We start from the raw sequence: 26,130 nt of genomic DNA on the forward strand, positions 1-26,130 counted from the left end.
CCCGGGTCGCGCCCCTTCGCGTTGCCCTGGGGAACGCCCTCGTCACGCGGCGCCCGCGTCGAGTTCGAACCACACCGCCTTCCCCACGCCGTGCGCCCGCACCCCCCAGGCGTCCGCGAGGGACTGGACCAGGAACAGGCCTCTGCCGTTCGTACCGTCGTCGGCGATCGGTACGCGCAGTCGGGGCCGGCGGGCCACGAAGTCCCTCACCTCCACCCGGAGTCCGCCGGGTCCGACGGTGGCCGTCAGGACCGCCTCACGGTCGGTGTGAACCAGCGCGTTGGTGACGAGTTCGCTGGTGAGCAGCTCCGCTATGTCCGATCGTCCGGGTCTCCCCCACTGCCGCAACAGCTCGCGCAGCGCCCTGCGCGTCTCCGGTACGGCCCGCAGGTCCGCCCGCCCGAGTCTGCGACTGAGCTGAGGCGTCTGCGCGTGCTCCCCGGCGCTCGCGGCCCCGTCCTCCACCGTCTTGACCGAGGAGGCCCCGACCACCATGGGACCGCCTCCTCGTGCCTGCCTCTTCATGACCCCCGCCTGCGTGCCGATGTCGGTGCCCCTCCAGCTCGAACACGTTCACGGGAACCATTCCCAGTCGAACCGGCGCCAGTCATACCGGGGCGTCGACGGCCAGGAGTTCGGCCATGGTGGTGGCGGCGCACGCCGGGTGGACGAGAACCGGAACGGGACCCACCGGGCGCTCCGGCGGCGCCGTGCGCCGTGACCGAACCGTGTCGGCCACCGGCGGCGAGCCCGGCCGCCGAGCGAGGCGGAGCCGCGGCGGCGGGAGAGTGGGCGGTACGGGTGTTCCTTGCAGAGGCGGCCGACCAGAGCGGTCCGCGCGGCCGGCGGCCGACGCGCACGGCGCCGGTTTGACCGTGCGGGATCGGCTCATCCACGGACCCCGCGCTGCCGCCACGGCCGTACCGGACGCGGACGGCAGGTGGCCGGGGACCGGCGCCGAGAACGGACCGGGCCACGGCACTCAGGGGGGAGAAACTGGCCGGAACTCGCTTGTCCGGCGGCCCTCGGCCGGTCCCGTTCCGACGCGGATGATCTTGTGCATCCGAGCCGGCTCGGCGCTGGTCCGGTGGCACGGTGCTGCGGGGCCGCCCGCCCGACCCCCGTCCGGGAGGGCGGCCCCGCTGGTGCGGTGGTCCGGTGGCGCGCCCGTCAGTAGAGCTTGTCGACGGCGGTGGTGGTCGTCTTCTTGAAGGCCTTCACCGGCGCGTCCGCGAAGTCCCCCATCTGCCCCCACTGCACGACGGTGACGGTGCCGCCGTCCCGGCCGACGGAGACCAGGTGGATGTCCATCGCACCCCACGAGGCGCGGGTCGCGAAGCCGTGGACGCGGGCGCCCTCCTCGACCGGCAGGCTGCCGTAGCTCTTGTAGTCGGCCTCGATGTCCGCAGCGGCGTCCATGCGCGCGACGCAGCGCCGGACCTCCTTGTCCAGGCGGGTGGCGAGGGCCTTGGCCTTGGCGTTGTCGCCGACGACGACGTTGAGCTGCTCGGCACCGGTTTCGAGGTCGGTACGGAAGGTGCGGTAGCGGGAGTCGTAGGCGAGCAGCGCCTCGCCGAAGCAGTACTGCATCTCCTCCGGGACGCCGTCGGTGACCTTGTCGGCGACCCAGCCGGAGGAGGGGTGCGGCGGCAGTTCGGACGCCGACAGGAACTTCGGTGCCGGCGCCTTCGTCGCGGCGCCGGCCGGCGCGGCGGCGAGTGCGGTGCTCGCGGCGAGGCCCGCGACGACGAGTGCGGTGAGCGCGCCGGCTCGGGTGTGCTTGGGCATGGGTGTCCCCCGTGGATGAGATGAGTACATGAACGGTGCGATGTCGCGACACCGACGCCGGGTGGTCCGTCCGGCCTGGTCGGTGCGACACCAAGAGCATCGGACGTCACGGTGGCACCGCGCAACGGCCGCCGCCCGATCCACCACCGTGGAACCATCCCAGCCCTTCTGACGTGCAGATATATGGAGTGCCTGGGATGCCGTCCCGGGACGGGGAGGACACGGGAGAACCAGTGTCGGCATTACAGGACGACGAAGTGCGTCGGTTCGCGGCGTTGCTCACCCGCCTGAAGGAGCGCACGGACCGCAGCTACGGTCAGCTGGCCCGCCGCCTGAACATGAACACCTCCACCCTGCACCGCTATTGCGCAGGTGACGCGGTGCCCCTGGACTTCGCGCCCGTGGAACGCTTCGCCGCCCTGTGCGGGGCGACATCGCAGGAGCGGCTGGAGCTGCACCGGCTGTGGATCGACGCGGTGGCGGCACGTCGGCGGGCACGGACGGCCACGTCCGACGCCCCGGCTCGCGAAACCCCCGTTCCTGACACGGCGCCGCCCCCCGCGGTGGATCCGGTCACGCCGGACGACGCCCCCGCGGCGGCGGCCGGCTCCCCCGCGTCCCCGCCCGTCGAGCCTGCCCCTGCCGGGTCCGGCCGCCGCCCCTGGTTGCGCCGTCGGCGTCTGCTGGTCTCCGCCGCCGTGGTGACCACGCTCCTGGCCACGCTGGGCGCCCTGTCCGCCCTGCCGGACGACCGTCCCCGGGCGAGCGACTCCGTCGAGGGCGCCGGTCCCTCCCGTACGACGAAGGCGGGCGCTCCCCGGCCGACGCCGACGAGGTCCCCGAGCCCCACGCCCAGCACGCCGTCCCCGTCGCCGGACTCCTCGAAGAAGTCCTCGGCCGAGCCGAGCCGGCCCGTCGGCGGCCTCGCGAAGAAGCCCGGCGGGAAGCCGCCCGCCACCGGCGTCCCTCTCACCTGGAGCACCGACTCGCACGTCTGGCAGGCCGGCTGCGGCCACGACTACGTCATCGCCAGGCCTCCGCGGCAGGTCCCGCCGCCCCCGGCCCCGCAGCACGCCGAGACCTGGGCGGCGACGCAGAACGCGGTGCACGGCGGGCAGACGATGGTGAAGATCACCGTGCAGGGACGCTCGTCGACGGCCGTCGTCCTGGAGGCCCTGCGGGTGCGCGTCGTCGGCCGCTCGACCCCCTCGCGGAGCGCCGCCGCGTACGCCATGGACCACGGCTGCGGTGGAGCGTTGACGCCCCGTTACTTCGACGTCGACCTGGACAAGGACCGGCCCATCGCCCGCCCGGCCGACGGCAACGACACGGGCACCCCGATCCCGGCGATGAGGCTGCCGTACCGCGTGTCCGCCGAGGACCCGGAGGTGCTGCTGGTCGACGCGCGTACGAAGTCCTGCGACTGCGACTGGTACCTGGAGTTGGACTGGTCCTCGCAGGGCCGCACCGGCACGGTCCGCATCGACGACCACGGCCGTCCGTTCCGTACGACGAGCATCGAGGGCAGGACGAGCTACGCGTTCGACACCTCGACCCGCAGCTGGGTGCCGTACTCCTGAGCCTGCCGTACGACCGCGAGCGCTCTCACGCCTCCCAGACGGCGGCGGCCGTGCGGTCGTCGGCGTACCCCTTGACCCGGACCTGTGCGTCGGCGAGGAACGCGGCGAGACCGGGTGGTTCGGGCGCCGCCCACCGTCGGGTCAGATAGGCGGCCAGGTCGGGCTCGCCGCGCAGTGGGTCGGCGAGGCCGCCGGTGCACATCAGCAGGGTGTCCCCCGGGCGGGCCACCGAGGCACGGAAGCGGAACGGCTCGCGGGGCGGCTCCGGCGCGGGATCGTAGGGGCTCGGCGGTGTGGTGATGCCGAGGTCCATGGTGAGGCGGTCACCGTCGGGGGTCTCGGCGGGAGGCGCGGCGACGGGGCCGCCGCCGGCCTCGGTGACACGGGGCTCGATGTCCTGCCACTCCCCGTCCCGCAGCCGGAAGAGCCCGCCGGTGCCGACGCCGAAGAAGACACGGGTACGGCACTCGGGGTCGGCGGGCAGCAGCAGGCAGCGCAGGGTGGCCGCGTACTCCTCCGGTTCGATGCCCTGCTCGGCGGCGCTGGCGCGGAGTTTGCCGAGGCTGCGGTCGGTGAGGCGGTGCAGCCCGGACTTGAGGTCGCAGCGCCGTGCGGCCCTGATGTCCTCCGCGAGCCTCGGGTGGCTGCGGCCGACGGCCCGGCCGATCCAGTGACAGGCCTCGGCCGCCGCGCGATGGGCGTTCGGGGTGGCGCGGGCGCCGGTGGCCATCGCCACGAGGACCAGGGCATGGTCGCCGGTGCCGAAGCGGGCCGTGAGAAGGCAGTCGCGGCGGGGTTCGCCGCGGTAGCGCGCGGAGTCGCCGCGCAGGGAGACGGCGCGCAGGGTGCAGGCGCCGTAGTGGGCGCCGTCCAGGACGGTGTCGGCGACCAGGTCGTCGAGGTCGTCGGGGTCCGCGGGAGGCAGGGCGGTGGGTTCGGCGGCGTAGGTGGGCGGGCCGCTTCCCACGTAGTCGAGGGGCGCCGGGGGCGAGGCGGGGAGGTCCTCCCGGGGGGCGGGGCGCGCGGAAGGGGGTGGGGGCGCGGCCGCGGGCCGGCGTGGGTCCTCACTCCCCGGCTCGGTGCGTTCCCGGGGCGGGTGGGGGCCGTCCTCCTGCGGTGCCTTCACCGTGAAGCCCGGTGGCTTCGGCAAGCCCGCCGGGAAGGCCGACGCCGTCGAGGGCCGCTCCGCGGCGTCCGGGGCGCCGCGCTGCGGTGGCACCGCGGTGCCCTTCCCCGGCACCCCGTTCACCGTCCCCGCCGCCGAGGCGAACCGGTCGTCCAGTGAGTCCGCGGCCGCAGTCGGGCCCGTGTCCTCGGTGGCGTCGCCGTACAGCTGCCCCCACCAGTCGTCCTCGTGACCGGTGGGCCTTCCCCCCTGCTGGCTCATCCTCCGATTCTCCACCGCACGGGCCGGATGAAAACGGGGCATCCGGAAAATCCGACCCTGTACACGGCGTCGAAAACGGCGGGTCGGGTGAGGTGGTGAACAGCCGTACGAAACAGGCGGCACAGGTCGCCGGGCGGTCCCACCCCCCACGGGAGAACCGCCCGGCGACTGTCGGGTGACCCGGGCCCCGATCCCCTTCGCGCGCGTCGGCGCACGTGGTGAACCCGGGTCACGTCCTGGACGGCCGACCGTCCTCGCCCTCCCGCAGCGTGTACCGCGGGACGGCACAGGTATGCCTCGCGAGTGGCCGCCGTCGTCCCGGGGCGTACGCGGCGGCGCTCTCCCCTGCACCTGCCTTTCGCCGAGGGCGACCCGCGACACCCGTGGCACGGCCGGTCCCCGGTACGGCCGGTCCCCGGGACCGGGGCCGGCCGTCCTGCCATGCCACGGGGCGTCAGCCCGCCTGCGACGGCGTCCGCTTGATGCCGTCGACGACAGCGCGGCCGGTGACGGCGCTGGTGGAGATCACTGTGCCGGGCTTGAACAGGGCGTCGTCACCGTCGTTCTTCGCCCTCACCTGGACGGTGCGCTGGCCCAGGTACACGTGGGTCTTCCTGTCGAAGATCCATTCCTCGCGCCGACCGCTGCTCTCGTCGAACCGGGCCACCGCCACTCCGTGCCGTCCCACCGCGTCCTCGGCGTCCTGCACCACGACGACACCGGGGATCTTCGCGGCGGCCTTGAACAGGGCCGCATGCAGTGCCGCGGGCGGGTAGCTCTCGCCGAGCAGGTCCCCGATGGTCGTGAAGGCCTGCTGGTCCCGGGAGTTGCCCCTTCCATCGGTCTCGTCGTAGATCTTGGCCAGCAGGGCGTCGGGGTCGGTGGGCAGCTCGGCGAGGTAGTCGTACGAGGGAGCGTTCAGGTCGGCGACCGGGGTGTTGCCCAGTTCGTCGGGAAGGGTCAGGGTCTCTCCCTCCGGCTTGTCGTTGACGGCCGGGTCGATCAGCCAGCCCTTCGTGCCGTCGGGGGAGGCCCAGAGCTGACGGCGGTGCAGTTCGTGGCTCGCCAGGGACTTGTGGCCGCCGACGGACTTGAGGTAGGTCTCCGCCGACTGGGACTCGATGTAGATGTACTGGCCGGGCTCGACGTTCGGGTGGCTCGTCCCGGCCGTCGCCCGAGAGAGCCGGTCGAGCAGCTGCGGGACCCCCTTGGTGGTCGCGGCGCCGACCGGCGTGGTGAGGACCTTCCCCGAGGCGATGTCAGGGTTTGCCTCACCGCCGGTCATCACCATGGGGGCGGCGATCGCGGCGGCCAGGGCGGCGGCCACCAGGGGGACGGTGATCGACGGGCGGGGCATCCGGAACCGCCGGGCCTTCGCCGGGGCTGCCGTCTGCGTACGCCGTTCCTGCTGAATGTGGGCCATCAGACGCTCCTTGTGGAACTGGTGGCGGCCCGCCGGCAGGTCACGCGCCGTCAGGGAGAGCAGCTGAGCGCCCTCTTCCCCCTCGGCCGGACTCTGCCGGGACGTGTTCGCGTTCATCGGTTTCCTTCCTGCGCGGGCCGGACCACGTGTGCGTGATCGCCTCTTGTCTGTCGGGCCGGGCGACCGCCTTCCTGTTTTTCGTACGTGACTTCGCGGGCCGTTCGCTCGGGCATGGCGGCCGGGTCGTCGTCGACGAGTCCGCGCAGCTTCTTCCGGGCCCGGGACAGACGGGATCCCACAGTGCCGACCGCGATCCCCAGGGCCTCGGCCGCGGCTTCGTAGTCCAGTCCCTCCCCGAGGCACAGCGCGACCACCTCCCGCTCCGTCCTGCGCAGTGAGGCGAGGGCGGTCAGGACCCGCGCGAGCCGACGGCGGTCGTCGACCCGTGCGGCCACCTCCTCCGCGTGGTCGGGGACGGACAGCTCGGCCGACGCCGCCGCTGTCGCCGCCGCCCGGTACCGCCGGTTGCTCCGGTACTGGTTCCGCGCGGTGTTGGTGGCGATGCCCAGCAACCACGGCCGCAGGGAGCCGCCTTCCGGATCGACCTTGTGACGCAGGCGCCAGGCCTCCATGAAGGTCGCGGCCATCACGTCCTCGGCCGTCGACCATTCGGCGGTCAGCCGGAAGGCATGGTTGTAGACCGCGCGGGCATAGCTGTCGAAGAGCTCCGCGAAGGCGCTCGGATCCCCGGACCGTATCCGGGTACGCATGAGAGTGCTCACCTCCATGAGCTGTCCGGCACCGCCCAGCGCCTTCCCGTGACCCGCATCACACGGCCGGGTCCAAGAGCCCGTGAGCGGCCGGTTCGGTCGCTCCGGGGCCGCGTCACTGCTGGAGTCTGCCGGTGCGCCGCCGAGTGGGGTGCACGGGTCCGGACACACAGGAAGGCCCAGGTCGCTGACCTGGGCCTTCGGTCGTGGAGCACCTAGCCGATCATTCCGGGCCGGTAGTTGGACGGAAGGGTGTGCACGAACTCCCGGGGATCCGCGTGCGCCGACTCCATCATGTCGGGGACGCTGTGGTACCCGAGGGCGTAGAGGTTCCGGCTCGGGTCCCAGGTGTTGTAGGCGTAGATCGCGTTGCGCTTGAGCCGCATGTGCGCGGAGGGGATGTTCAGCACGTACGCCGCGCCTCGGGCGCGGGTCTCGATCGGATTCTGGTACGCGTAGATGTGGTTGAAGCGCACGTCGGAGATCCTGCCGTCGTTCATGAGCCGGTAGGCCACGTCGCTGAGCGCCTTGTGGGTGCCCGTGATCTCCAGCCAGCCCGCCGTGAACTTGTGCGACGCCCCGGGGTACTGCCGGGCGAGTGAGGTGACCTTCGCGGCGACCGCGTCCACGAACCGGGGGTACGTGGCCTTGTCGTGCGCGGAGTCGGGGACCTTGAAGTTGATGACCTTGTCGACGCCGAGCGCCTTGGCCGACGCCATGAACTCGGCGGTCCGCGCGGGAACGACCTTGCTCGTGCCGTCGGTCGGCCAGTTCAGGTTGTGCCGGTGACCCGGCGCCGCGCACCTCGTGCGGAGGTAGCACTCCCCGGAGTTCATGTGGTGGGCCAGCCCGTCGTTCTCCCCCAGGCTCACCAGCACCAGGTAGACGGGCCTGCCCGCCGCCTTGTGCTCCAGGATGGACCCGGCCATGCCGATGGCCTCGTCGTCCTGGTGAGGGGAGTAGAAGATGGCCGGGGGCGCGGCTGCGGCGGAGGCCCTCGACGGCGTCCACAGGCTGCTGTGTGCCACCGCGGCCGCGGTCAGCGCCCCGGCCGCCAGGGCGCGGCGCCTGGAGACGGCGGTCGTGGGGTCCTTGCGCTCGGTCATGTGGGTTCCCTTTGACGGTGGTCGTGTGGCTGCCGCCCGGCGACGGGCACGGGCCGGTGATCGGTACCGGCACAGAGCGGGCGGGCAGGTGCGCGGCGCCGTACGAGTGACCGCCCGTCAGGCGACGCGCGCCCGACGGGCCGTCCCCGGGCCCCCACCCGGGACGACGCCTCGCCGGGACCGAGTCGACCACGGCCGCCGCGGAGCCTCCAGGCTGTTTCACCGGCAGAAGTGGCGACCGGCATACTTCTGCCGGGGGCCGTGCGCCGACCGCGCCACGTCGATCAGGGGGTACCGACCATGGCCGCTGGCACGCCGAGCAGGGGGACCTTGGGACAGCGGCTGCTGGAACTGCGCCAACGGGCCGGACTGAGCCAGGAGGAGCTGTCGCACGCCTCGGGCGTCAGCGTCCGCGCCCTCGCGGACCTGGAGAACGGGCGGACCCGGGGCCCCCAGCGCCGCACGGTCCAGGCGCTCGCCGACGGGCTCGGGCTGGACGCCGCCGGTGCCGAGCAGCTGGAGGAGGCGGCTCGCCCCGGACGGGCCCGCCCCCGACGGAGTGCGCGGGCCCTGCCCCACAGCACGCTGGCCCTGCCGCGCGACCTGGGCGACTTCACCGCTCGCGCAACGGCTCTCGCCCGGCTGACCACCCTGGTGGAGAACACCGACCCCGCCCACCCGCCGGTCAGTGTGGTCCACGGTGCCCCGGGGCTCGGCAAGACCTCCTTCGCGGTGCACGCCGCTCACCGTCTGGCGCCGCGCTTCCCGGACGGGCAGTTCGCCCTCGACCTGCGCGGCATGGACCCGGAGCCGACCACGCCCCGAGACGCGCTCGCCCGCCTTCTGCGGGCGGTGGGGGTGGCCGAGGGGGCCATCCCGGCCGGAACGGACGACCGGGCGGGGCTCTTACGGTCCGTCATCCGTGATCAGCGCATCCTGCTCCTGCTCGACAACGCGGCGGACGAGGACCAGGTCCGCCCCCTGCTCCCCGGCACCGGCCCCTCGCTGACACTCGTCACCAGCCGCCACGCCCTGGCCGGTCTCGAAGCGGTCCACCGGACGCACCTCGCGCCCCTGCGGCGCGAGGAGACGATCGAACTGCTGGCCAGAATCGTCGGTCCCGAGCGGGTCGCGCGGGAGGCCCAGGCCGCCCGCGACCTCGCGGACCTGTGCGGGCACCTGCCGCTGGCCGTGCGGATCGCCGGTCAGCGCCTCGCCGCAAGACCTGACGAGCGCCTCGGCAAGCTGGCAGCCCAACTCGCCGTCGAGGAACGCCGACTGGACACCCTCCAGGCTGGCGATCTGCGGATACGCGCGGCCTTCGCCCTGTCGTACGAGCGGCTCTCCCCGGCCGCCAGGAAACTCTTCCGCCGCGCCGCCCTGGCCGCCGGCACGAGTTTCAGCCCGGAGACCGCGGGCCTGCTGGCGGGTCTGCCGACAGCCCGGGCGGCCGCATGCGCGCAGGTACTGGCGGACGTCGGCCTCCTGCAGCCCGACCCGGCAACCGAGCGCTACCGGTTCCACGACCTCCTCAAGCTGTTCGCCGCCGAGCGGCTGGCCGCCGAGGACGACACCGCGACCTGCGAGGACGCCCAGGACCGGGCCGCCCGGTGGATGCTGCGCAGGGCCACCGCGGCAGCCCTCCGCTTCGACGCCGACCGTCACCAGGACTCGCCCGAAGCAGACCCCGATCCAGCGTCCGCTCCCGCCGACCGCGGGGAGGCACGGGCCTGGCTGGAGGCCGAACGGGACCAGTGGCTCGCCGCGCTGCGGCGGGCGGGTGCGAGCGGACACCACCGTCAGGTCGTCGACACGGCGGAGGCCATGCACTGGTTCTCCGACCTGAATCAGCACTGGGAGCAGTGGGGCGAGGTGTTCCGCCGAGCCGTCGACGCGGCCCGTGCCATGGGCAGCAGACGGGACGAAGCCGTTCACCTCAACTACCTCGCCTGGGCCCACAATCTTTGCGTCTACGACTACAACGCCGCACTTGCGACCGCCGATGCGGCCCTGGAGGTGGCGCGCGGGATCGGCGACGAACTGCAGACCGGCTGGGCGCTGGGCCACGGAGCGGCGGCGCTGCACCGGCTCGGCCGGACCGACGAGTCCCTCGAACGGTTCCGCGCAGCGGCGTCCTGTCTGCGTGCCCAGACCTCCTCGCAGGCCCGCCTCGGTGAACTCACCCTGCTGAACGCCCTGGGCCACAACTTGCGCCAGTACGGGCGCATCGAGGAGGCCCTGGCCATCCACCGGCGTATCGAGGCCGTCTGCCGCGCGGGCTTGCCCGGCCAGCGCGCCGGCCTGATCACGCTGTACCTCGCGAGCGCACGTCAGCAGATCGGCAACGACCTCGCGGCACTGGGCCTCCTGGACGAGGCGGAGCCACCGCTGCGTCAGGCCCTGGCTCATTTCGAGGCCGCGAGGATGCCCGCCTGGAGCGAACCGGCCCGCCTCGACCTGGGGATCGTCCTGTGCGGGCTGGCCCGCGACCAGGAGGCACGGCAGACCCTGCTCGCCGCCCATGACGGGCTCGTCGAACTGAAGAACCCCCGCCTGGCCGAGGCCGCCACCCACCTGCGCGCACTCGGCGCACACGTCACCGACAGCGGCGGGGACCACTGAGGGTCGAACGCCCGGGTCCTCTGCCGCCGCCAGGGACGTCTTGGTTGCAGGTCACCCGCGGCCACGGCAGGTCAAGTCGGGCAAAGGGGAAGGCGGTTGATACTGCGGTGGCGGCACCTTGGCAGAGTGACGGGTGATACGACGATGATGTGCCGAGGCGGTTTTGCGCCGTGGCCGTTTTCCGCCATGGGCCGAACGCCGGTGTTCGCTGGGGAAGGGCGCAGCCTGATGCTGTCAGTGATCGGTCTCGACGAGACACACGAGTCGGCCTACCGGGCGCTGGTGTCCGTGGGCGCCGCCGACGTACCCGATCTGGCGCGACGGCTGACGCTCGGCGAGTACGACACCGAGCGCGCCCTGCGCCGCCTGGAACGGCACGGCCTCGCCGCCCAGTCCTCCGCCCGGCCCGGCCGCTGGGTCGCCGCACCGCCCGGGGTGGCGCTGGGCGCGCTGCTCACCCAGCGGCGGCACGAGCTGGAGAAGGCCGAGCTGGCGGCCGCGAAGCTCGCCGAGGAGTACCGGGCGGCGGCCGCCGAACCCGCGGTGCACGACCTGGTGGAGGTGGTGATCGGCGCGGCCGCGGTGGCCCAGCGGTTCCTGCAGCTCCAGCTCGGGGCGGGCAAGGAGGTGTGCGCGCTGGTCACCGGCGATCCGGTCGCCGTCACCGGCATGGAGAACGACGCCGAGGAGCAGGCCGCCGGCCGCGGCGTGCGCTACCGGGTGGTCCTGGAGCGCTCGGTCCTCGACCAGCCGCACGGCATCACCGAGCTGTCCGCCGCCCTCGGCCGCGAGGAGGAGGTCCGGGTGATGGACCGGGTGCCCACCAAGCTGGTGATCGCCGACCGGACGCAGGCCCTGGTGCCGCTGACCTCGCACACCGCGGAGCCCGCCGCGCTGGTCGTCCATGCGAGCGGCCTGCTGGAGCTGCTGTGCGGCCTCTTCGAGTCGGTGTGGCGGGAGGCGCTGCCGGTACGCCTCGGGGCGGCCGGCATCACCGAGGAGGAGCCGGACGGGCCCGACGACACCGACCTGGAGGTGCTGTCCCTGCTGCTGGCCGGCCTGACCGACGCCAGCGTCGCCAAGCACCTGGACCTGGGCCTGCGGACCGTGCAGCGCCGGGTGAAGCGGCTCATGGAGCTGACCGGGGTGACGACACGGCTGCAGCTCGGATGGCACGCGTACGAGCGGGGGTGGGTGGCGCGGGAGCGGCGGGGATGACGGGGGCGCGTTCCGTGCCGCACCCCCGGTGACAAGGCTGATCTGCGGGTTCTCCTGAGCTCCGGCACTCTGGTCAGATGGGAGTGTGGGACCTCGTGCTGGTCGGCCTGGTCCTCCTGCTCGGCCTGTGCGGAGTGCTGGTCCCCGGGGTGCCGGGGTCGTGGCTGGTGTGGGCCGCGGTCATGTGGTGGGCGCTGCAGGACCCCCAGCCGGTCGCGTGGTGGGTGCTCGTGGGGGCGACCGTCGTGCTGTTCCTCTCCCAGGTGGTCCGCTGGGCGCTGCCGCCTCGCCGACTGCGCCCGAACTGGGCGAGCCCTCGTGCGGCCGTGTACGCCGGTGCGGGCTCCCTGCTGGGCTTCCTCCTGATCCCCGTGCTCGGCGCGATCCCCGGCTTCATGGCCGGCCTCTACGTCGAGGCACGCCTTCGGCTCGGCCGCCACGGAGAGGCGATGGCCGCGCTGCGGACGGCGATGCGGTCGGGCGGGTCGAGCGTCCTGACGGAGCTGTACACCTGCCTGTTGATCGCGGGGGCCTGGGTGGGGGCGGTGATCTGGGGGTGACCCCTCAGGGGAGCGTGCCTTCGAGGGCGAGCAGCCGTACCTTGCGCTCGATGCCACCCGCGTACCCGGTCAGTGAACCGTCCCCGCCGATGACCCGGTGGCAGGGGCGGACGATCAGGAGCGGATTGGCGCCGATCGCGCCGCCGACGGCCCGTACCGCGGCCCGGGAGGCGCCGATCCGCGCGGCGATCTCGCCGTACGTGGTGGTGGCCCCGTGGGGAACGGCGTCCACGGCGGCCCAGACCCGCTCACGGAACGCGGTGCCGTGGGTGGCCGTCTCCAACCGGAACTCCTTCAGTTCACCGGCGAAGTAGGCGGCGAGCTGTTCCTCGGCCGCGCGGAAGAGCGCGGGGTCGCGCCGCCAGCCGTCCTGGACGGTACGGCCGCCCTTCTGACCGGGCACGGACAGGGACGCCAGGGCGCCGGTGGCGGGATCGGCGGTGAGCAGGAGCGGGCCGACAAGGCTGTCGAGCTCGGTCCAGCGGGTCGCTCCCGCCGTGGTGGTCCCGGTGGTCATCAGTGCTCCAACTCCCCTGCTGCGCGCAGGTGCTGTGCGGCGTAGGAGCGCCAGGGGCGCCAGCTGTCGGGGACGTCGACGCCGGGCGGGGCGACGTCCGGGTCACCGAGGGCACGGGTGCGGATACGGGCGACGGTCCGGTCGTCCAGTCCGGGCACGCCGAGCAGCGCGGCCGGTGCCGCGGCCCGGTCGGCACCCGGGTCCAGCCGTACGACACCGTCGGCGAGGGCGGCGGCGAGCGCGCCCAGCGGGCCGTCGGGCTCGGCCTCGGCGAGGACGGCCGGTTCGGGGAACAGGTGGGTGAGGCTGCCGCAGGGCGCGTCGAGCGCCTTGCCGTACCGCCGCACCAGCCGCTCGGCCTCCGCCGGCCCCACCAGGGCCCGTACGGCCAGTTCGTCCGGGTCGGCGGCGCCGGGCGAGCGCAGCCCCGGCCGGGCGGCGACCCTCGGCCCCAGCCCGGGATCGGCGCCGAGCCGCTCGTCGACGGCGTACGGGTCGGCGTCCAGGTCGAACAGCCTGCGCAGCCGGTGGACGGCGGTGGTCAGATCACGGGGGTCGGTGAGGTGAAGCCGGACGTCGAGCCAGCCACCGACGCCGGCCGGGGCGGTCGGGCCGGGGCCCACGTCGAGCGCCGGGGGCGTGGACCGCTGCCTGCCCGTACCGCCGAGTCGCTCCTGCACCGCCACGATGCCGGTGCCGTGCGGCAGCCGGAGGGTACGGCGGTAGGTACGGCGCCCGACCGGCCCGGTGAGATCCTCGATGCCGGGTACGGTCTCCTGCGCCAGCAGGTCGAAGACGGCACCGACCTGGTACGGGCCCCGGTACGCCAGGCGCAGCGGTATCCCGGCCGACGGTGTGCCCGCGTGCCGGGCGCCACGGCCGCCCCTGGGCGCGGCGGCCCGCAGCCCGCTCGGCGTCGAGGCGTACACCTGCCTGACGGTGTCGTTGAACTGCCGCACGCTGGCGAACCCCGAGGCGAAAGCGATCTCGGTGATCGGCAGCTCGGTCGTCTGCAGCAGCACACGCGCGGTGTGCGCCCGCTGCGCCCTGGCCAGCGCGACCGGCCCGGCCCCGAGCTCGGCGGTGAGCTGCCGCTGGACCTGCCGCGCGCTGTACCCCAGCCGCGCGGCGAGCCCGGCGACGCCCTCCCGGTCGACGATCCCGTCACCGATCAGCCGCATGGCCCGCCCCACCACGTCGGCCCGCACGTTCCACTCGGCGGACCCCGGCACGGCGTCCGGCCGGCACCGCCGGCAGGCCCGGAAACCCGAGCCCTGCGCGGCGGCGGCCGTCGCGAAGAACCGTACGTTGCGCCGCTTCGGCGTGAGCGCCGGGCAGCTGGGGCGGCAGTAGATCCCGGTCGTCTCGACGGCGAAGAAGAACGCGCCGTCGAACCGGGCGTCACGGCTGCGCACCGCTTCGTACCTGGTGTCCTCGTCCATCACGACGTCCAGTCTCCGCCCTGCCGGGACGCGGGGCTGGCGGAAATCGGACGTGGTGCTGTACGGGACTTTGCGGACCGACCTAGCGCCAACCGCGCCGCTTCGCCTCCACCGCCGCCCTCCCCTCGGCACCCTTGCGCTTCCAGTCCTTGCGGATCTCGGCCCGGAGCCGCGCGTCGGTCTTGGCCACGATCCACTGGTTCTCGCGCATCAGCTTGCGGTAGCTCTCCAGCCGGCGCAGCGGAAGCGCGCCCGAGTCGATCGCGGCCAGTACGGCGCACCCGGGTTCGCTGTCGTGCGCGCAGTCGTGGAACCGGCACCGCCGGCCCAGTTCCTCGATCTCGGAGAAGACCTGCCCGACCCCGGTCCCGGCGTCCCAGAGCCCGACGCCGCGCAGCCCGGGTGTGTCGATCAGGACCCCGCCGCCCGGCAGGGCGAGGAGGTTGCGCGTGGTGGTCGTGTGCCGGCCCTTGCCGTCGACGTCACGTGCGGCCTGGACCTCCATGACGTCCTCGCCGAGCAGCGCGTTGGCGAGCGTCGACTTACCCGCGCCGGACTGGCCGAGCAGCACGGACGTACCGCCGCTCACGACGGCGGTGAGGACGTCCAGCCCCTCGCCCCGCGTCGCGCTGACCGTCAGCACGGGCACGCCGGGGGCCGTGGTCTCCACGTCCTGGACGAGGTACGACAGCGTCACCGCGTCCGGCACCAGGTCCGCCTTGGTGAGCACCACGACCGGCTGCGCGCCCGACTCCCAGGCCAGCGCGAGGAACCGCTCGATGCGCCCGAGGTCGAGCTCGACGGCGAGGGACACGGCCACGATGGCGTGGTCGACGTTGGCCGCGAGGATCTGCCCCTCGGACCGCTTGGAGGAGGTGGAACGGACGAAGGCGGTACGGCGCGGCAGATACGCGCGGACGTACCGCGGGTTCCCCGCGGGCTCGACGGCGACCCAGTCACCGGTGCACACGACCCGCAGCGGATCGTGCGGTGTGACGAAGGCCGTGTCGGCCCGCACGACGCCGTCGGCGGTGACGACGTCGCACTGCCCGCGGTCGACCCGCACGACCCGTCCGGGCAGCAGCCCTTCGGCGTCGTACGGGATGAACGCGTCGGCCCAGGCGGAGTCCCAGCCGTAGGGAGCCAACGCGGAGAAAACAGAGGTGGAAGTCAACGGGTGACCCTTCACGAGGGTGGCCCCGGCAGCCGCGTACGAGGGACGCGGAGGGATCAGGTGGGATCAGCCGGCGGCCATGGAGGTGGACTTGACGAACTGGATGCGGATAGCGCTCATCGCAAAGACAGCCATCGGGTCAACACCTCCTCGCACAGGTCTGATCGGCAGCGGCGGCCCTCGGCCACCGCTCGGAACTGCCGTCACTCTAGCCGGGCCCCTGGAAGGCCCGTCAACCGGTTTTCGCGCAGTCGTGCCCGTTCAGCGCGAAGTCGTAACCCGCCGCGTTCTCCCCGTCCCTGGAGGCGAGGAAGCCGAAGGAGAGGGTGCCGTTCGCGGCGACCTTCCTGTTGTAGTCGGCGGCGGTGGCGGTGACGCGGGAGCCGTCCTGGGCGAAGCGCGCGTCCCACATCTGGCCGACCTCCTGGCCGTTGCGGAAGGACCAGGCGACGCGCCAGTCGTCGAGGGCCCGTTCGGTGGTGACGGTGATGGTGGCCTGGAAGCCGTCGGGCCATTCGTTGACGAGTTCGTACTCGACGCTGCACGTGGGCGGTGCGCTCGCCGACGGCTCCGGGTCGTCCTCGCCGGCCGTCGCCGACGAGGTGCCCTGCGGGCCGGGGCCGGGGCTCTTCGGTTCGGGCGAGGGGTCGTCGGACGGAGCGCTCCGGGACGGCTCCGGGGATTCCTCGGAGGGCCGGGGGGCATCGGCGACCGGCAGGGAGAAGCCGGGGTCGGCGACCGGCTGGCGGTCGGACGGGTCGCCGCCGGCGGTGGCGCCGTCGACGGTGGTGCCGCCCGGCATCATCGACACGGCGAGGGCCAGCAGGGAGACGAGGACGGCGGCCACGAGGAGGCCGCTGCGCACGACGCGCGCCTTCTGCGCGCCTGGCTCGTCCGGGTAGGCGTCGGTGTCCGGCCGGTCGGGGCGTCCGGTGCCGAGGCGCACGTCGGCGGCTCGGCGGCGCCGCTCCAGGTAGGCGAGCCCGCCCCAGCCCAGCACGCCCCCGGCCAGGGCCGCGGGCAGCCCGCCGCCGTGCAGCCGCAGACAGGCGGCGGCCTCCGCGCACTGCACGCAGGTGGCGAGGTGGCGGGAGAGGTCGCCGGGGGTGTCGGTGGCGGTCGAGCGGGTGACGGCGTCGAGGAGGCGGGCGTAGCTGCGGCACCCCGCGTCCATCGGCGTGTCGAGATGGTTGCGCTGGCAGCGGTCCCGGAACAGGCCCCGTACCTGGGCGAGTTCCTCGGACAGGGTGGCCGGGTCGAGGCCGAGCCGCCGGGCCACCACGGCGGGCGGCAGCGCCTCCACCTCCGCCAGCCACAGCAGCGCGGCGTCCGGTTCCTGCAGGTCGCGCAGTCCGCGCAGCGCGAGCGGGCGCTGCAGCGGGGGGCCGGTGTAGCGGGCCGCCTTCTCGGAGTTGAGCCACAGGCGCAGGTCGGGGTCGAGCTTGTGGCCCTGACCGCTCTCCTCCCAGTCGGCCGCCGTGGTGCGTACGGCGGTCAGCAGCAGGGGGACGCGGGGCAGCCGGGCGGTCGGGCGGCGGCCGGCGCTTCTGAGGGGCCCGGCCTCGGTCTCGCGTGCCTCGCGTATACCGGCGGAGAACGCCTCCCTGGCGAGCTGCCCGGCGGCGGCGGAGCCGGCCGTGCACAGATCGGCGTACGACAGCACGGCGTCCCAGCACTCGGAGAACAGCGCGGCCTCGGTGGCGTCCTGGGGGGTCGGCAGGTCGGGCATGGGTCTCCTGCATCCACATGCGAGGTCAACTCGCCATATTGGCAGTGGAGTTGAGGGGAACCCTCGCGGCAGGACAGGAGCCTTTCACGTATTGGACACAACTGACAAGCGCTGTGTTCACATGTCAGGACGGGCGGCCGCGTCCGCAACTCCGCCTTCTTGTACGGACGCCGGCCCCGCCCGTCTCAACGGCACCGCCGTGTTTTCTCCGCCGTGCGTCCCCGCCTACACCGCCGCGGTGTCCTCCGCCGGAAGGCTGTCCATGAAGGAGCTGACCGAGAAGACGGCGCGGCCGGGTCCGGGCGGGCCGTAGCCGGGGGGTGAGGAGAGGCCGAAGTCCTCCATGGTGGCGCGGTAGGCCTCCAGCAGGCGGATGTGGTACTCCAGCGGCGCGCCCTGCGGGTTGGCCTTGCCGAGCGGCGTCGTGGGTTCCGGGCACCACGTGGTGAAGCGGGGGGTGATGCCGTGGGACATGAAGAAGCGCAGGCCCTCGGTCGTGGAGGCGATCGCCTCGTCGACCGTCTTGAAGCCGAAGGGCTCGGCCATCTCCACGCCCGCCACGAAGTTGGGGATGACGTTGCGCGCGCCGAAGACCTCGGCGGAGTCCAGGATGCGCTTGTGCCACTCGTCGCGGCCGACGTACCGCTCCTTGCCGGGGCAGTACATCTTGAACAGGTACTCGTCCCACACCTCGTAGTTGGGGTGGTAGATCTGCACCCCGTAGTCCTTGAACCGCTGGACGTCGTCGCGCGGCAGGGCCTGGGCGACGACCTTGCCGATCCAGCGGCCGGGGAAGCGCTCCTCGATGGCCTTGGCGTAGTGGCCGTAGAAGTCGGCCTCGTCGCGGCCGGAGACCGTCTTGGTGATGGCGCCGCCCGTGAGCGTGTAGGCGGTGGACGCCTTGGCGGTGTCGTAGCGGTCGATGATCTCCAGGGCCTCGAGGACCTCCTCGACGTCCTTCACGCCGGTGTACGGCCGCCCGGCGGCCTTGTGCTGGCGCCAGTTGTGGTTGATGTCGCAGTACTGGCACTCCTCCTTGGCGCCGAAGTACTGGCAGACCCGGAAGACGGTCAGATAGATGAGGTAGCCCCACTGGATGGTCGGGGCGACCTCCATCACCGACTTCCCGCTCGCGAGGGTGTGGCGGTAGTACTCGGGCATCGGCGGCACGCCGACATCGGCGATCCGCTTGCCGTCGAGATACAGCCCGAGCACGCCGTCCTCGTTCGCGGCGACCCGGTACGGCGAGGACGGGTTCACACGTACGGACACCACGGTGCGCCGCAGGTCGTACGGGCCGCCGGTGAGGATGATCTCCTCCGGCGGGCGGCGCAGCGCGGCCTCGCCCAGCTCGGGCAGCGTGCCGTGATCGAAGGAGAAGATGAAGTACGACTTCGGCTTGACCTCGCCGCCCTCGTTGTCGCTGAGGGCGGACGGGTCGAAGGCCACGCCGCCCCGGAGCAGGTCCTCCTTGAAGACGGCTTCCCGCGGCACGTGCGGGAAGCGCTCCATCAGATCCTCGACCAGCGCGGTTCGGCTGACCATCCGTAATCTCCTCCCGGCTCAGGCGTACGACTCCTCACGGTATGCCCCCGCCCGGACGTGAGCCGCGCCGGGGCCCCCTGAGAGCCGCTCGGCGCCGGGGAGACCCTCCGAAAGCCCCCGCCGGGACGACTCACCACACCGTGCCGCTCCCCCTCACGCCTCCCGCTCCAGCGCCCCGGGGTCCACGGGGTGTGCCAGCTCCTCACCCGCCGCCAGGCGTTCCGCCTCCCGCGCCACGGCGAGACCCAGGCGGGCCGCCTCGTTGCCCTGGGAGCCCGCGAGGTGGGGGGTGATGAAAGCGTTCGGCAGGTCGAACAGGGGTGAGTCGGCGGGCAGTGGCTCGGGATCGGTGACGTCGAGGATCGCGGAGAGGCGGCCGGTGCGCAGTTCGGCGATCAGGGCCTCGTGGTCGACCAGGGCGCCGCGCGCCGTGTTGATCAGGACGGCTCCGTCGGGCATCAGGGCCAGTTCGCGGCGTCCGACGAGGTGGCGGGTCTCGGGGGTTTCGGGGGCGTGCACGGTGACGACGTCCGAGGTGCGCAGGAGGTCGTCCAGCGGCAGCAGCGGTACGCCCAGTGCGGCGGCGCCCGCCTCGTCGACGTACGGGTCGGCGAGGCTCACGCCCAGGTCGAACGGGCGCAGCAGTTCGATCACCTTGCGGCCGATGCGGGAGGCGCCGACGACGCCGACCCGGCGGCCGTGGTTGCCGATGCCGGCCACGAGCCCCCAGCCGGGGAAGGCGCGCTCGGTGCGCAGCCGGTCGCGGGCCGCGAGAAGGTCCTTCCCGGTGAGCAGGATCATGGCGAGCGTGTACTCGGCGACCGGGACGGCGTTGGCGGCGGCGGCCGAGCTCACCGCGATGCCGCGCCGCCACAGTTCGGGTGTGGCGAAGCCCTTGACCGAGCCGGCCGAGTGCAGCACCGCGCGCAGTTTCGGCGCCGCGTCCAGCACGGCCGCGTCGAGGCGGGGGCAGCCCCAGCCGGTGACGAGGATCTCGGTGCGGGCGAGCACGTCCTTCAGCCGTGGGTCGGTGAGGTCCTCGGCCACCAGGGCGGGGTCGATGTCCAGCGAGGCGCGCAGCCGCGCGAGCACGTCCGGCGGGAAGACCTGCGGCACGTTCTCGGCGGACATGGCGAAGACTGCGTACGGCCGCTGGGTCACGGACGTGGCCTCCGGTTCGGCGGGGTGGGGGCGAGAAAGCGATCTCTACGGTAGGCGGGCGCGGATGAGAGGGTCAACGCACACGCGGGCACCTCGAAGGACGGGCAGGGATGATGGAGACGATCACCAACTGGGCCGGGAACATCACCTACTCCGCCAAGGAGTTGCACCGGCCTCACTCGGCCGGCGCCGTCAGCGCCCTGGTGGCCGCAGGCCCCAGGGTGCGGGTGCTGGGCAGCGGGCACTCCTTCAACGAGATCGCGGAGCCCGGCCCCGAGGGTGTCCTGCTGTCGATCGCCGGACTGCCGCCGGTGGTCGACGTGGACCGGGAGGCGCGGACGGTACGGGTCTCGGGTGGCGTACGGTACGCCGAACTCGCCCGCGCCGTGCACGCGCACGGCCTCGCCCTGCCCAACATGGCCTCCCTGCCGCACATCTCGGTGGCCGGCTCGGTCGCGACCGGGACGCACGGCTCCGGGGTCGGCAACGGCCCGCTCGCCACGTCCGTACGGCAGGTCGAGCTCATCACGGCGGACGGGTCGGCACTCACCGTCGGGCGGGACGACCGCCGGTTCGGCGGCGCCGTCACCTCGCTGGGCGCCCTCGGCGTCGTCATGGCGCTCACCCTCGATCTGGAGCCGTCCTTCGACGTCGAGCAGTACGTCTTCACCGAACTCCCCCTCGACGGACTGGACCCGGCCGTGTTCGAGACGGTGATGGCGTCGGCGTACAGCGTGAGCCTGTTCACCGACTGGCGGGCTCCGGGGTTCCGGCAGGCCTGGCTCAAGCGGCGCACCGACCAGCCGCTGCCCGGCTTCCCGTGGGCGGCGCCCGCCACCGAGAAGATGCACCCGGTACCGGGGATGCCCGCCGTCAACTGCACGGAGCAGTTCGGGGTGGCCGGCCCGTGGCATCAGCGGCTGCCGCACTTCCGGGCGGAGTTCACACCCAGCAGCGGGGTGGAGTTGCAGTCGGAGTACCTGCTGCCGCGCGGGTACGCCGTGGACGCGCTGCGTGCGCTGGACGCGATCCGTGAGACCGTCGCGCCCGTCCTGCAGACCTGCGAGGTGCGGACGGTCGCCGCCGACGACCAGTGGCTCAGCCCCGCCCACGGGCGGGACTCGGTGGCCCTGCACTTCACCTGGATCGAGGACACCGCTGCCGTGATGCCGGTGGTGCGGCGGCTGGAGGAGGCCCTGGACGCGTTCGGGCCGCGGCCGCACTGGGGGAAGGTCTTCGCCGTGCCGGCAGAGGTGCTGCGCGGGCGGTATCCGCGGCTGGACGACTTCAGGGCGCTCGCGCGGGAGCTGGACCCGGGGCGGAAATTCGCCAACGCCTTCGTGCGGGAGATACTGGGGGACTGAGGCCCTGACAGACTTTATAAAGCCCCTTTCCTAACCCCTTGTCGAAAGTCCCCCCAGGCCATAGCCTTGCCGCGCGCCGGGGCCGATGACGCTCCGGTGCCCGAGCGAAAGGACGGGGGCAGGTCCGGTGAAGCGCACATCACGCGACATCCGCACGGCGAACCGCTACGAGGTGCTGCGCCAGATCATCGCCGCGTCACCCACCTCCCGGCAGGAGCTGGCGGCCGCCACCGGTCTCAGTCTCGCCACCGTCGCCACTCTCGTGGGCGAGCTGCTCGACCTGCGGATGATCACGGAGGTCGGGTTCGAGGACTCGGCCGGTGGCCGCCCCCGGGGACTCGTGGCGGTCAACGCCCCCGGCGGGGCGTTGATCGGCGTCGACATCGCGGAGACGTACGTCCATGTCGAGCTCTTCGACCTGGCGTTGAACGTGCTGGCCCGCGCCGAGGAGGACGTCCGGCCCGGCGAGAGCCTGCCCGAGCAGGTCGTCGGCCATGTCGCCGCGGCGGTCGGCTCGGTCGTGGCGCAGGCCGGCGTGGAGGGCGCCCGGGTGCTCGGCGTCGGGGTGAGCGTGCCGGGGCAGGTGGACCGGGCGACGGGCATCTCGGAGTACGCGCCCAACTGGGACTGGCACGACGTGCCGCTGCTCGACCTGCTCACCGAGCACATCGCCTACCCGCTGTACCTGGACAACCCGTTGCGCGCATCCGCGGTGGCCGAGCTGTGGTTCGGGGCGGCGCGCGGGCGCGGGGACGCCGTGGTGGTCAACCTGGGGACCGGCGTGGGTGCCGGGCTGGTCCTGGGCGGTGGGCTGCACCGGGGCGTGAGCAACAGCGCCGGCGAGTGGGGTCACACGACGATCGTCCTGGACGGCCGGCTGTGCCGCTGTGGCAGGCAGGGGTGCGTGGAGGCGTACGTCGGGGCGTCCGGGATCATGCTGACGCTGCGGGAGCTGAGCGCCGACAGCGCGCTGCTGCACCCGGAGGACCAGACGGCCACGATCGCCGCGCTGGCCCAGGGACTGCGCACACGCGACCCGGTGGCGCTCCGGGCGGTGCGCGACACGGTCCGCTACCTGGGCGCGGGCATCGCGGACCTGGTGAACCTGTTCAACCCCGAGGTCGTCGTGCTCAGCAGCTGGGTCGCGACCGCCCTCGGTGAGCCCCTGGTCGCGGAGGTGCGCGAGGCCGTCGCCCGGCACGCGCTGCCGCGGCCGATGGCCGCCACCGAGATCGTCCTGTCCCCCATCCCCAGCGACCCGGTGTGTCTGGGCGCGGCGACGTTCGCGCTGGAAGGGGCGCTGCAGTCGGTGGGGCAGCGGGCCTCGGCCAAGCGTGCCGCCCCGGCGAGGAGCCGTACCGCGCCGCACCCGTGACGACGGGAGGAGCTGAGGGAGGGCTCGCGGTCGCTGGTGCGGCGGAACCGTGAGCCCGTCACGTCCGGCATTCCGAACGTTGCACAACGCTTCGCACAGACTTCGTCCAACCCCTTGCCGAAGCCTTAGCCGAAGGTTAACGTCCCGCACCGCAACCCGTTTGAGCCACCTGGCGCTGAGCCGCTCCAGCCACGGGCACAGGGCGCAGCCGCACTCGAGACAAGGACGTCAGCATGTCGGCATCGAGCAACACCACCTGGGACCGCCGAAACGTTCTGCGGGCCGCTATGGGCCTGGCCGCCGCGGGCGGGCTCGCCGCGTGCGGCAGCAACACCGGGCGCAGCGGCGGAGGGTCGGGCGACGGTCTCGTCCAGTACTTCCACGCCTACGGCGAGGCCGGCGTCGAGCAGGCCGTGAAGAGGTACGCGAAGGCGTACGACAAGACCGACGTGACCACACAGTGGATCACCGGCTCCAACTTCGAGCAGAAGCTGTTCGCCGCGCTGCTCACCAAGAACGCGCCGGACGTCTTCGAGTTCCACCCGCAGATCCAGCTCATCAAGAGCGGTCAGGTGGCGGACCTGACCGACATCATCGAGCCGGTCAAGGACGACTTCAACGCGGCCGACATCACGTCGCACACGGTGGACGGGAAGATATACGGCGTCCGGATGATCGACGACCCGCAGTTCTTCTTCTACCGGCCCTCGCTGTTCGAGAAGGCGAAGGTCGAGGTCCCGACCACGCTCGAAGAACTGGTGGAGGCCGCCGACAAGCTCACCACCAACAAGGTCAAGGGCGCCTACCTCGGCAACAACCTCACCCCGGTCCAGCACAACCTGATCTGGTCGGCCGGCGCCGACACCCTCACCGCGGACAACAAGCCCGCCTTCAACACCGACGCCGTCGCCGACGGCCTGAAGCAGCTGCGGTCCCTGTTCACCAGCGGCAACCTGCTGCTCGACGCCCCCGCCGACTGGTGGGACCCGTCGGCCTTCACCCAGGGCCTGACCGCGATCCAGTGGTGCGGCATGTGGGCGATGCCGGCCATGCAGCAGGCGCTCGGCGACGACATCGGCATCTTCCCGTTCCCGAAGGTCGGTTCGGCCGGCAAGGAGTCGGTGTACAACGGCGGCTGGTCGATGTTCGTCAACGCCAAGAGCAAGAACGTCGAGGCGGCCAAGGCGTACGTCAAGTGGCTGTGGATCGACAAGAAGGAGTACCAGGAGGACTTCGCCACCTCCTACGGATTCCACATCCCGCCGCGCACCTCCCTCGCCGAGTCCGCGAGCAAGCTGAAGACCGGCCTGCCGGCCGAGGGTGTGAAGCTGTTCAACGAGTTCGGCCACTTCGACAACATCGGCTGGACCCAGGCCATGATCGCCTATTTCAACGACGTGATGGCCAACGCCGTCCGCAAGAACGGCGACCCGAAGGCCCAGCTCGACGCCTGTGAGAAGAAGGTCGGCGCCGAGCTCAAGAAGCTCTTCGGATAGGCCGCCGGACGGATCTCGACATGTCGACCACCACCACACCCGGGGTCGCCAGGGACCCCGCCCCGGCCGAGGTCTCCCAGGACCGGCCGCGGCGGGGCCTTCGGGCGAGCAGCACCTTCAACTTCTGGCTCTTCACCGGGCCGTTCCTGATCGGCCTGCTGATCTTCGTCTTCGTGCCGATCGGCTGGAGCATCTGGCTCAGCTTCTTCGAGGCTCGTTTCACCGTCACGCCGAGCGAGTTCGTCGGTCTCGACAACTACCGGTCGATCCTGACGGACGAGGACTTCCTGAACTCCCTCGTCACGTTCACCGTGTTCGCCGCGTTCATCGTGCCCGCCACCTGGGCCCTCTCGCTGGGTCTGGCACTGCTGGTCAACCGGCTGCGGTTCATGCGGGCGTTCTTCCGGTCGGTGTTCTTCCTGCCCACCGCCGTCAGCTATGTCGCCGCCGCGCTGATCTGGAAGATGTCCCTCTTCAACGGCGTCCGCTTCGGCCTGGCCAACACCGTTCTCGACTGGTTCGGCATCGAGAACATCGCGTGGCTGGCGAATCCCGATCCGCCCTGGTACTGGCTGGTCATCGTGACCGTCCGGCTGTGGCTCCAGTCGGGCTTCTACATGATCCTGTTCCTCGCGGCGCTGCAGAACATCCCGCGGGAGCTGTACGAGGCGGCTGCCATCGACGGCGCCAAGCCGGGCTGGCAGACCTTCCGGTACATCACGCTGCCGCAGCTGCGGGCGACCTCGACCGCGGTGATCCTGCTCCTGCTCATCGCCGCCTACCAGGCCTTCGACGAGTTCTTCAACCTGCTGCAGAAGGCGACCTGGGGCCAGCCGCCGCTGGTCGAGCTGTACAAGATGGCGCTGGGCGAGAACCAGAACTACGGCGTGGGCAGCGCGGGCGCGGTCGTCCTGACCGTCCTCATCTGCGTCGTCACCCTGTTCCAGGGCAAGATCATGGGTTTCGGAAGGGGTGAGGAGTCCAAGTGACCACCACAGCACCCGGCCTCGGGAAGGCGACGGAGCCGGCCGGCACCAGGCGCGGCGGCGTCATGGGCAGCACCGGTCTGTACATCGCGACCGGCGTCGCCGCCCTCCTGTTCCTGATCCCCTTCTACCTGATCGTCCGCAACGCCTTCATGACGGACCCGGAGATCACGGGCGAGGAGTGGAAGTGGTTGCCCACCTCCATCCAGTGGGGCAACATCGCCGAGCCGTTCGACGACGTCACCGTCGACTTCGCCCGGTCCCTGTGGAACTCCGTCGTCGTCGCCGTCCTGCACACCGTGGGCATCCTGCTGATCTGCTCGATGGCCGGCTACGGACTGGCCCGGATCCCTTACAAGCACGCCGACAAGGTCTTCTACGCCGTCCTGGCCACCCTGATGGTTCCGACCGCGGTCACCTTCGTGCCGAGCTTCGTCCTGGTCTCGTCCCTCGGCTGGGTGGACAGTTACCGGGGTCTCATCATCCCCGGCCTGTTCAGTGGTTTCACCTGCTTCCTGTTCCGGCAGTACTTCCTGGGGTTCCCCAAGGAGCTGGAGGAGGCGGCACGCGTGGACGGGCTCGGCTACTGGGGCGCGTACTGGCGTGTCGTGGTGCCGAACTCGCTGAACTTCTTCGCGGCGATCGCCACGATCACCTTCATCAACGGCTGGAACGCCTTCCTGTGGCCGCTGGTCATCGGCCAGGACCCGAGCGCCTGGACCGTTCAGGTCGCGCTCTCGTCGTACATGACGAACCAGACCGTCAACTACCACCTGATCTTCATGGCCACGGCCATTTCCATCCTGCCCCTGGTGTTCGTGTTCCTCTTCCTCCAGCGCTGGCTGGTCCAGGGGATCGCGCAGACCGGGATCAAGGGCTGACCTAGG

General features: G+C 72.3%; 21 protein-coding genes. 9 read left to right on the forward strand and 12 right to left on the reverse strand.

Going from position 1 to position 26,130, the window contains the following annotated elements; translation table 11 throughout:
- Window positions 1–42 precede the first annotated feature (42 nt).
- Window positions 43–495 carry an ATP-binding protein gene (locus ACWCPI_RS00145; RefSeq protein WP_451035928.1) on the reverse strand — a complete coding sequence of 151 codons (453 nt, stop codon included), beginning with the start codon at window positions 493–495 and terminating at the stop codon, window positions 43–45.
- Window positions 496–1,170: 675 nt separating this feature from the next.
- Window positions 1,171–1,788 carry a hypothetical protein gene (locus ACWCPI_RS00150; protein ID WP_451035929.1) on the reverse strand — a complete coding sequence of 206 codons (618 nt, stop codon included), beginning with the start codon at window positions 1,786–1,788 and terminating at the stop codon, window positions 1,171–1,173.
- A 233-nt stretch (window positions 1,789–2,021) separates the two neighbouring features.
- Between ACWCPI_RS00150 and ACWCPI_RS00155 the strand changes: the two genes are divergently transcribed.
- Window positions 2,022–3,368: a helix-turn-helix domain-containing protein gene (locus ACWCPI_RS00155; RefSeq protein WP_451035930.1), complete on the forward strand. Its 1,347-nt coding sequence runs from the start codon at window positions 2,022–2,024 to the stop codon at window positions 3,366–3,368.
- A 25-nt stretch (window positions 3,369–3,393) separates the two neighbouring features.
- Here ACWCPI_RS00155 and ACWCPI_RS00160 read toward each other — a convergent pair whose 3' ends face one another.
- From ACWCPI_RS00160 to ACWCPI_RS00175, 4 genes are all read right to left on the reverse strand, one after another.
- Window positions 3,394–4,755, reverse strand: a complete 1,362-nt coding sequence (locus ACWCPI_RS00160) for a PP2C family serine/threonine-protein phosphatase (protein WP_451035931.1) — start codon at window positions 4,753–4,755, stop codon at window positions 3,394–3,396.
- Between the two features lie 454 nt (window positions 4,756–5,209).
- Window positions 5,210–6,295 carry a CU044_5270 family protein gene (locus ACWCPI_RS00165; protein ID WP_451035932.1) on the reverse strand — a complete coding sequence of 362 codons (1,086 nt, stop codon included), beginning with the start codon at window positions 6,293–6,295 and terminating at the stop codon, window positions 5,210–5,212.
- The gene (locus tag ACWCPI_RS00170) at window positions 6,292–6,948 is read right to left on the reverse strand and encodes an RNA polymerase sigma factor (RefSeq protein ID WP_451035933.1); all 657 of its coding nucleotides are present in this window, start codon (window positions 6,946–6,948) and stop codon (window positions 6,292–6,294) included. Before ACWCPI_RS00170 ends, ACWCPI_RS00165 begins: the two co-directional genes overlap by 4 nt.
- A 215-nt stretch (window positions 6,949–7,163) precedes the next feature.
- Complete coding sequence (locus ACWCPI_RS00175) at window positions 7,164–8,054, reverse strand: PIG-L deacetylase family protein (protein WP_451035934.1); 891 nt, start codon at window positions 8,052–8,054, stop codon at window positions 7,164–7,166.
- A 300-nt stretch (window positions 8,055–8,354) separates the two neighbouring features.
- On the opposite strand from ACWCPI_RS00175, the gene ACWCPI_RS00180 reads away from it, so the two are divergent.
- From ACWCPI_RS00180 to ACWCPI_RS00190, 3 genes are all read left to right on the forward strand, one after another.
- On the forward strand, window positions 8,355–10,676 hold the full coding sequence (locus ACWCPI_RS00180) for an ATP-binding protein (RefSeq protein ID WP_451035935.1): 2,322 nt from the start codon (window positions 8,355–8,357) through the stop codon (window positions 10,674–10,676).
- Window positions 10,677–10,904: 228 nt separating this feature from the next.
- Window positions 10,905–11,894: a helix-turn-helix domain-containing protein gene (locus ACWCPI_RS00185; protein WP_451035936.1), complete on the forward strand. Its 990-nt coding sequence runs from the start codon at window positions 10,905–10,907 to the stop codon at window positions 11,892–11,894.
- A 77-nt stretch (window positions 11,895–11,971) separates the two neighbouring features.
- Window positions 11,972–12,454, forward strand: a complete 483-nt coding sequence (locus ACWCPI_RS00190) for a DUF456 domain-containing protein (RefSeq protein WP_451035937.1) — start codon at window positions 11,972–11,974, stop codon at window positions 12,452–12,454.
- 4 nt (window positions 12,455–12,458) lie between these two features.
- On the opposite strand, the gene ACWCPI_RS00195 is transcribed toward ACWCPI_RS00190, so the two are convergent.
- From ACWCPI_RS00195 to ACWCPI_RS00220, 6 genes are all read right to left on the reverse strand, one after another.
- Entirely contained in the window at window positions 12,459–12,971 is a 513-nt protein-coding gene (locus ACWCPI_RS00195) for a methylated-DNA--[protein]-cysteine S-methyltransferase (RefSeq protein WP_451035938.1), read from the reverse strand.
- Window positions 12,971–14,413 (reverse strand): AlkA N-terminal domain-containing protein, encoded by a 1,443-nt coding sequence (locus tag ACWCPI_RS00200; RefSeq protein ID WP_451036339.1) that lies wholly within the window; start codon window positions 14,411–14,413, stop codon window positions 12,971–12,973. The genes ACWCPI_RS00195 and ACWCPI_RS00200 overlap by 1 nt, the downstream gene beginning before the upstream one ends.
- 82 nt (window positions 14,414–14,495) lie before the next feature.
- Window positions 14,496–15,587 carry a ribosome small subunit-dependent GTPase A gene (rsgA, locus tag ACWCPI_RS00205; RefSeq protein WP_451035939.1) on the reverse strand — a complete coding sequence of 364 codons (1,092 nt, stop codon included), beginning with the start codon at window positions 15,585–15,587 and terminating at the stop codon, window positions 14,496–14,498.
- A gap of 232 nt (window positions 15,588–15,819) precedes the next feature.
- The gene (locus tag ACWCPI_RS00210) at window positions 15,820–17,316 is read right to left on the reverse strand and encodes a cellulose binding domain-containing protein (RefSeq protein ID WP_451035940.1); all 1,497 of its coding nucleotides are present in this window, start codon (window positions 17,314–17,316) and stop codon (window positions 15,820–15,822) included.
- A gap of 225 nt (window positions 17,317–17,541) precedes the next feature.
- Window positions 17,542–18,861 (reverse strand): radical SAM protein, encoded by a 1,320-nt coding sequence (locus ACWCPI_RS00215; RefSeq protein ID WP_451035941.1) that lies wholly within the window; start codon window positions 18,859–18,861, stop codon window positions 17,542–17,544.
- Between the two features lie 153 nt (window positions 18,862–19,014).
- Complete coding sequence (locus ACWCPI_RS00220; RefSeq protein WP_451035942.1) at window positions 19,015–20,022, reverse strand: hydroxyacid dehydrogenase; 1,008 nt, start codon at window positions 20,020–20,022, stop codon at window positions 19,015–19,017.
- A 110-nt stretch (window positions 20,023–20,132) separates the two neighbouring features.
- Between ACWCPI_RS00220 and ACWCPI_RS00225 the strand changes: the two genes are divergently transcribed.
- The 5 genes from ACWCPI_RS00225 (at window position 20,133) to ACWCPI_RS00245 (ending at window position 26,124) form a co-directional block, all read left to right on the forward strand.
- On the forward strand, window positions 20,133–21,386 hold the full coding sequence (locus tag ACWCPI_RS00225) for a D-arabinono-1,4-lactone oxidase (RefSeq protein WP_451035943.1): 1,254 nt from the start codon (window positions 20,133–20,135) through the stop codon (window positions 21,384–21,386).
- 85 nt (window positions 21,387–21,471) lie between these two features.
- A complete protein-coding gene (locus ACWCPI_RS00230) occupies window positions 21,472–22,761 on the forward strand; it encodes an ROK family protein (RefSeq protein ID WP_451035944.1) in 1,290 nt (429 codons plus the stop codon).
- A gap of 233 nt (window positions 22,762–22,994) precedes the next feature.
- Entirely contained in the window at window positions 22,995–24,257 is a 1,263-nt protein-coding gene (locus ACWCPI_RS00235; RefSeq protein ID WP_451035945.1) for an ABC transporter substrate-binding protein, read from the forward strand.
- A 20-nt stretch (window positions 24,258–24,277) separates the two neighbouring features.
- Window positions 24,278–25,246 carry a carbohydrate ABC transporter permease gene (locus ACWCPI_RS00240; RefSeq protein ID WP_451035946.1) on the forward strand — a complete coding sequence of 323 codons (969 nt, stop codon included), beginning with the start codon at window positions 24,278–24,280 and terminating at the stop codon, window positions 25,244–25,246.
- Complete coding sequence (locus ACWCPI_RS00245) at window positions 25,243–26,124, forward strand: carbohydrate ABC transporter permease (RefSeq protein ID WP_451035947.1); 882 nt, start codon at window positions 25,243–25,245, stop codon at window positions 26,122–26,124. The genes ACWCPI_RS00240 and ACWCPI_RS00245 overlap by 4 nt, the downstream gene beginning before the upstream one ends.
- Window positions 26,125–26,130: the final 6 nt, after the last annotated feature.

The organism is Streptomyces sp. NPDC001920 (assembly GCF_053594495.1).

Excerpts from the sequence above, each read along its gene's own strand:
- ACWCPI_RS00240 (WP_451035946.1), top strand. The coding sequence starts at position 24,278 with ATGTCGACCACCACCACACCCGGGGTCGCCAGGGACCCCGCCCCGGCC.
- ACWCPI_RS00210 (WP_451035940.1), bottom strand. The coding sequence starts at position 17,316 with ATGCCCGACCTGCCGACCCCCCAGGACGCCACCGAGGCCGCGCTGTTC.
- ACWCPI_RS00185 (WP_451035936.1), top strand. The coding sequence starts at position 10,905 with ATGCTGTCAGTGATCGGTCTCGACGAGACACACGAGTCGGCCTACCGG.
- ACWCPI_RS00175 (WP_451035934.1), bottom strand. The coding sequence starts at position 8,054 with ATGACCGAGCGCAAGGACCCCACGACCGCCGTCTCCAGGCGCCGCGCC.
- ACWCPI_RS00165 (WP_451035932.1), bottom strand. The coding sequence starts at position 6,295 with ATGAACGCGAACACGTCCCGGCAGAGTCCGGCCGAGGGGGAAGAGGGC.
- ACWCPI_RS00195 (WP_451035938.1), bottom strand. The coding sequence starts at position 12,971 with ATGACCACCGGGACCACCACGGCGGGAGCGACCCGCTGGACCGAGCTC.
- ACWCPI_RS00190 (WP_451035937.1), top strand. The coding sequence starts at position 11,972 with ATGGGAGTGTGGGACCTCGTGCTGGTCGGCCTGGTCCTCCTGCTCGGC.
- ACWCPI_RS00180 (WP_451035935.1), top strand. The coding sequence starts at position 8,355 with ATGGCCGCTGGCACGCCGAGCAGGGGGACCTTGGGACAGCGGCTGCTG.
- ACWCPI_RS00150 (WP_451035929.1), bottom strand. The coding sequence starts at position 1,788 with ATGCCCAAGCACACCCGAGCCGGCGCGCTCACCGCACTCGTCGTCGCG.
- ACWCPI_RS00215 (WP_451035941.1), bottom strand. The coding sequence starts at position 18,861 with ATGGTCAGCCGAACCGCGCTGGTCGAGGATCTGATGGAGCGCTTCCCG.
- ACWCPI_RS00170 (WP_451035933.1), bottom strand. The coding sequence starts at position 6,948 with ATGCGTACCCGGATACGGTCCGGGGATCCGAGCGCCTTCGCGGAGCTC.
- ACWCPI_RS00145 (WP_451035928.1), bottom strand. The coding sequence starts at position 495 with ATGGTGGTCGGGGCCTCCTCGGTCAAGACGGTGGAGGACGGGGCCGCG.
- ACWCPI_RS00160 (WP_451035931.1), bottom strand. The coding sequence starts at position 4,755 with ATGAGCCAGCAGGGGGGAAGGCCCACCGGTCACGAGGACGACTGGTGG.
- ACWCPI_RS00200 (WP_451036339.1), bottom strand. The coding sequence starts at position 14,413 with ATGGACGAGGACACCAGGTACGAAGCGGTGCGCAGCCGTGACGCCCGG.
- ACWCPI_RS00230 (WP_451035944.1), top strand. The coding sequence starts at position 21,472 with ATGACGCTCCGGTGCCCGAGCGAAAGGACGGGGGCAGGTCCGGTGAAG.
- ACWCPI_RS00235 (WP_451035945.1), top strand. The coding sequence starts at position 22,995 with ATGTCGGCATCGAGCAACACCACCTGGGACCGCCGAAACGTTCTGCGG.
- ACWCPI_RS00225 (WP_451035943.1), top strand. The coding sequence starts at position 20,133 with ATGATGGAGACGATCACCAACTGGGCCGGGAACATCACCTACTCCGCC.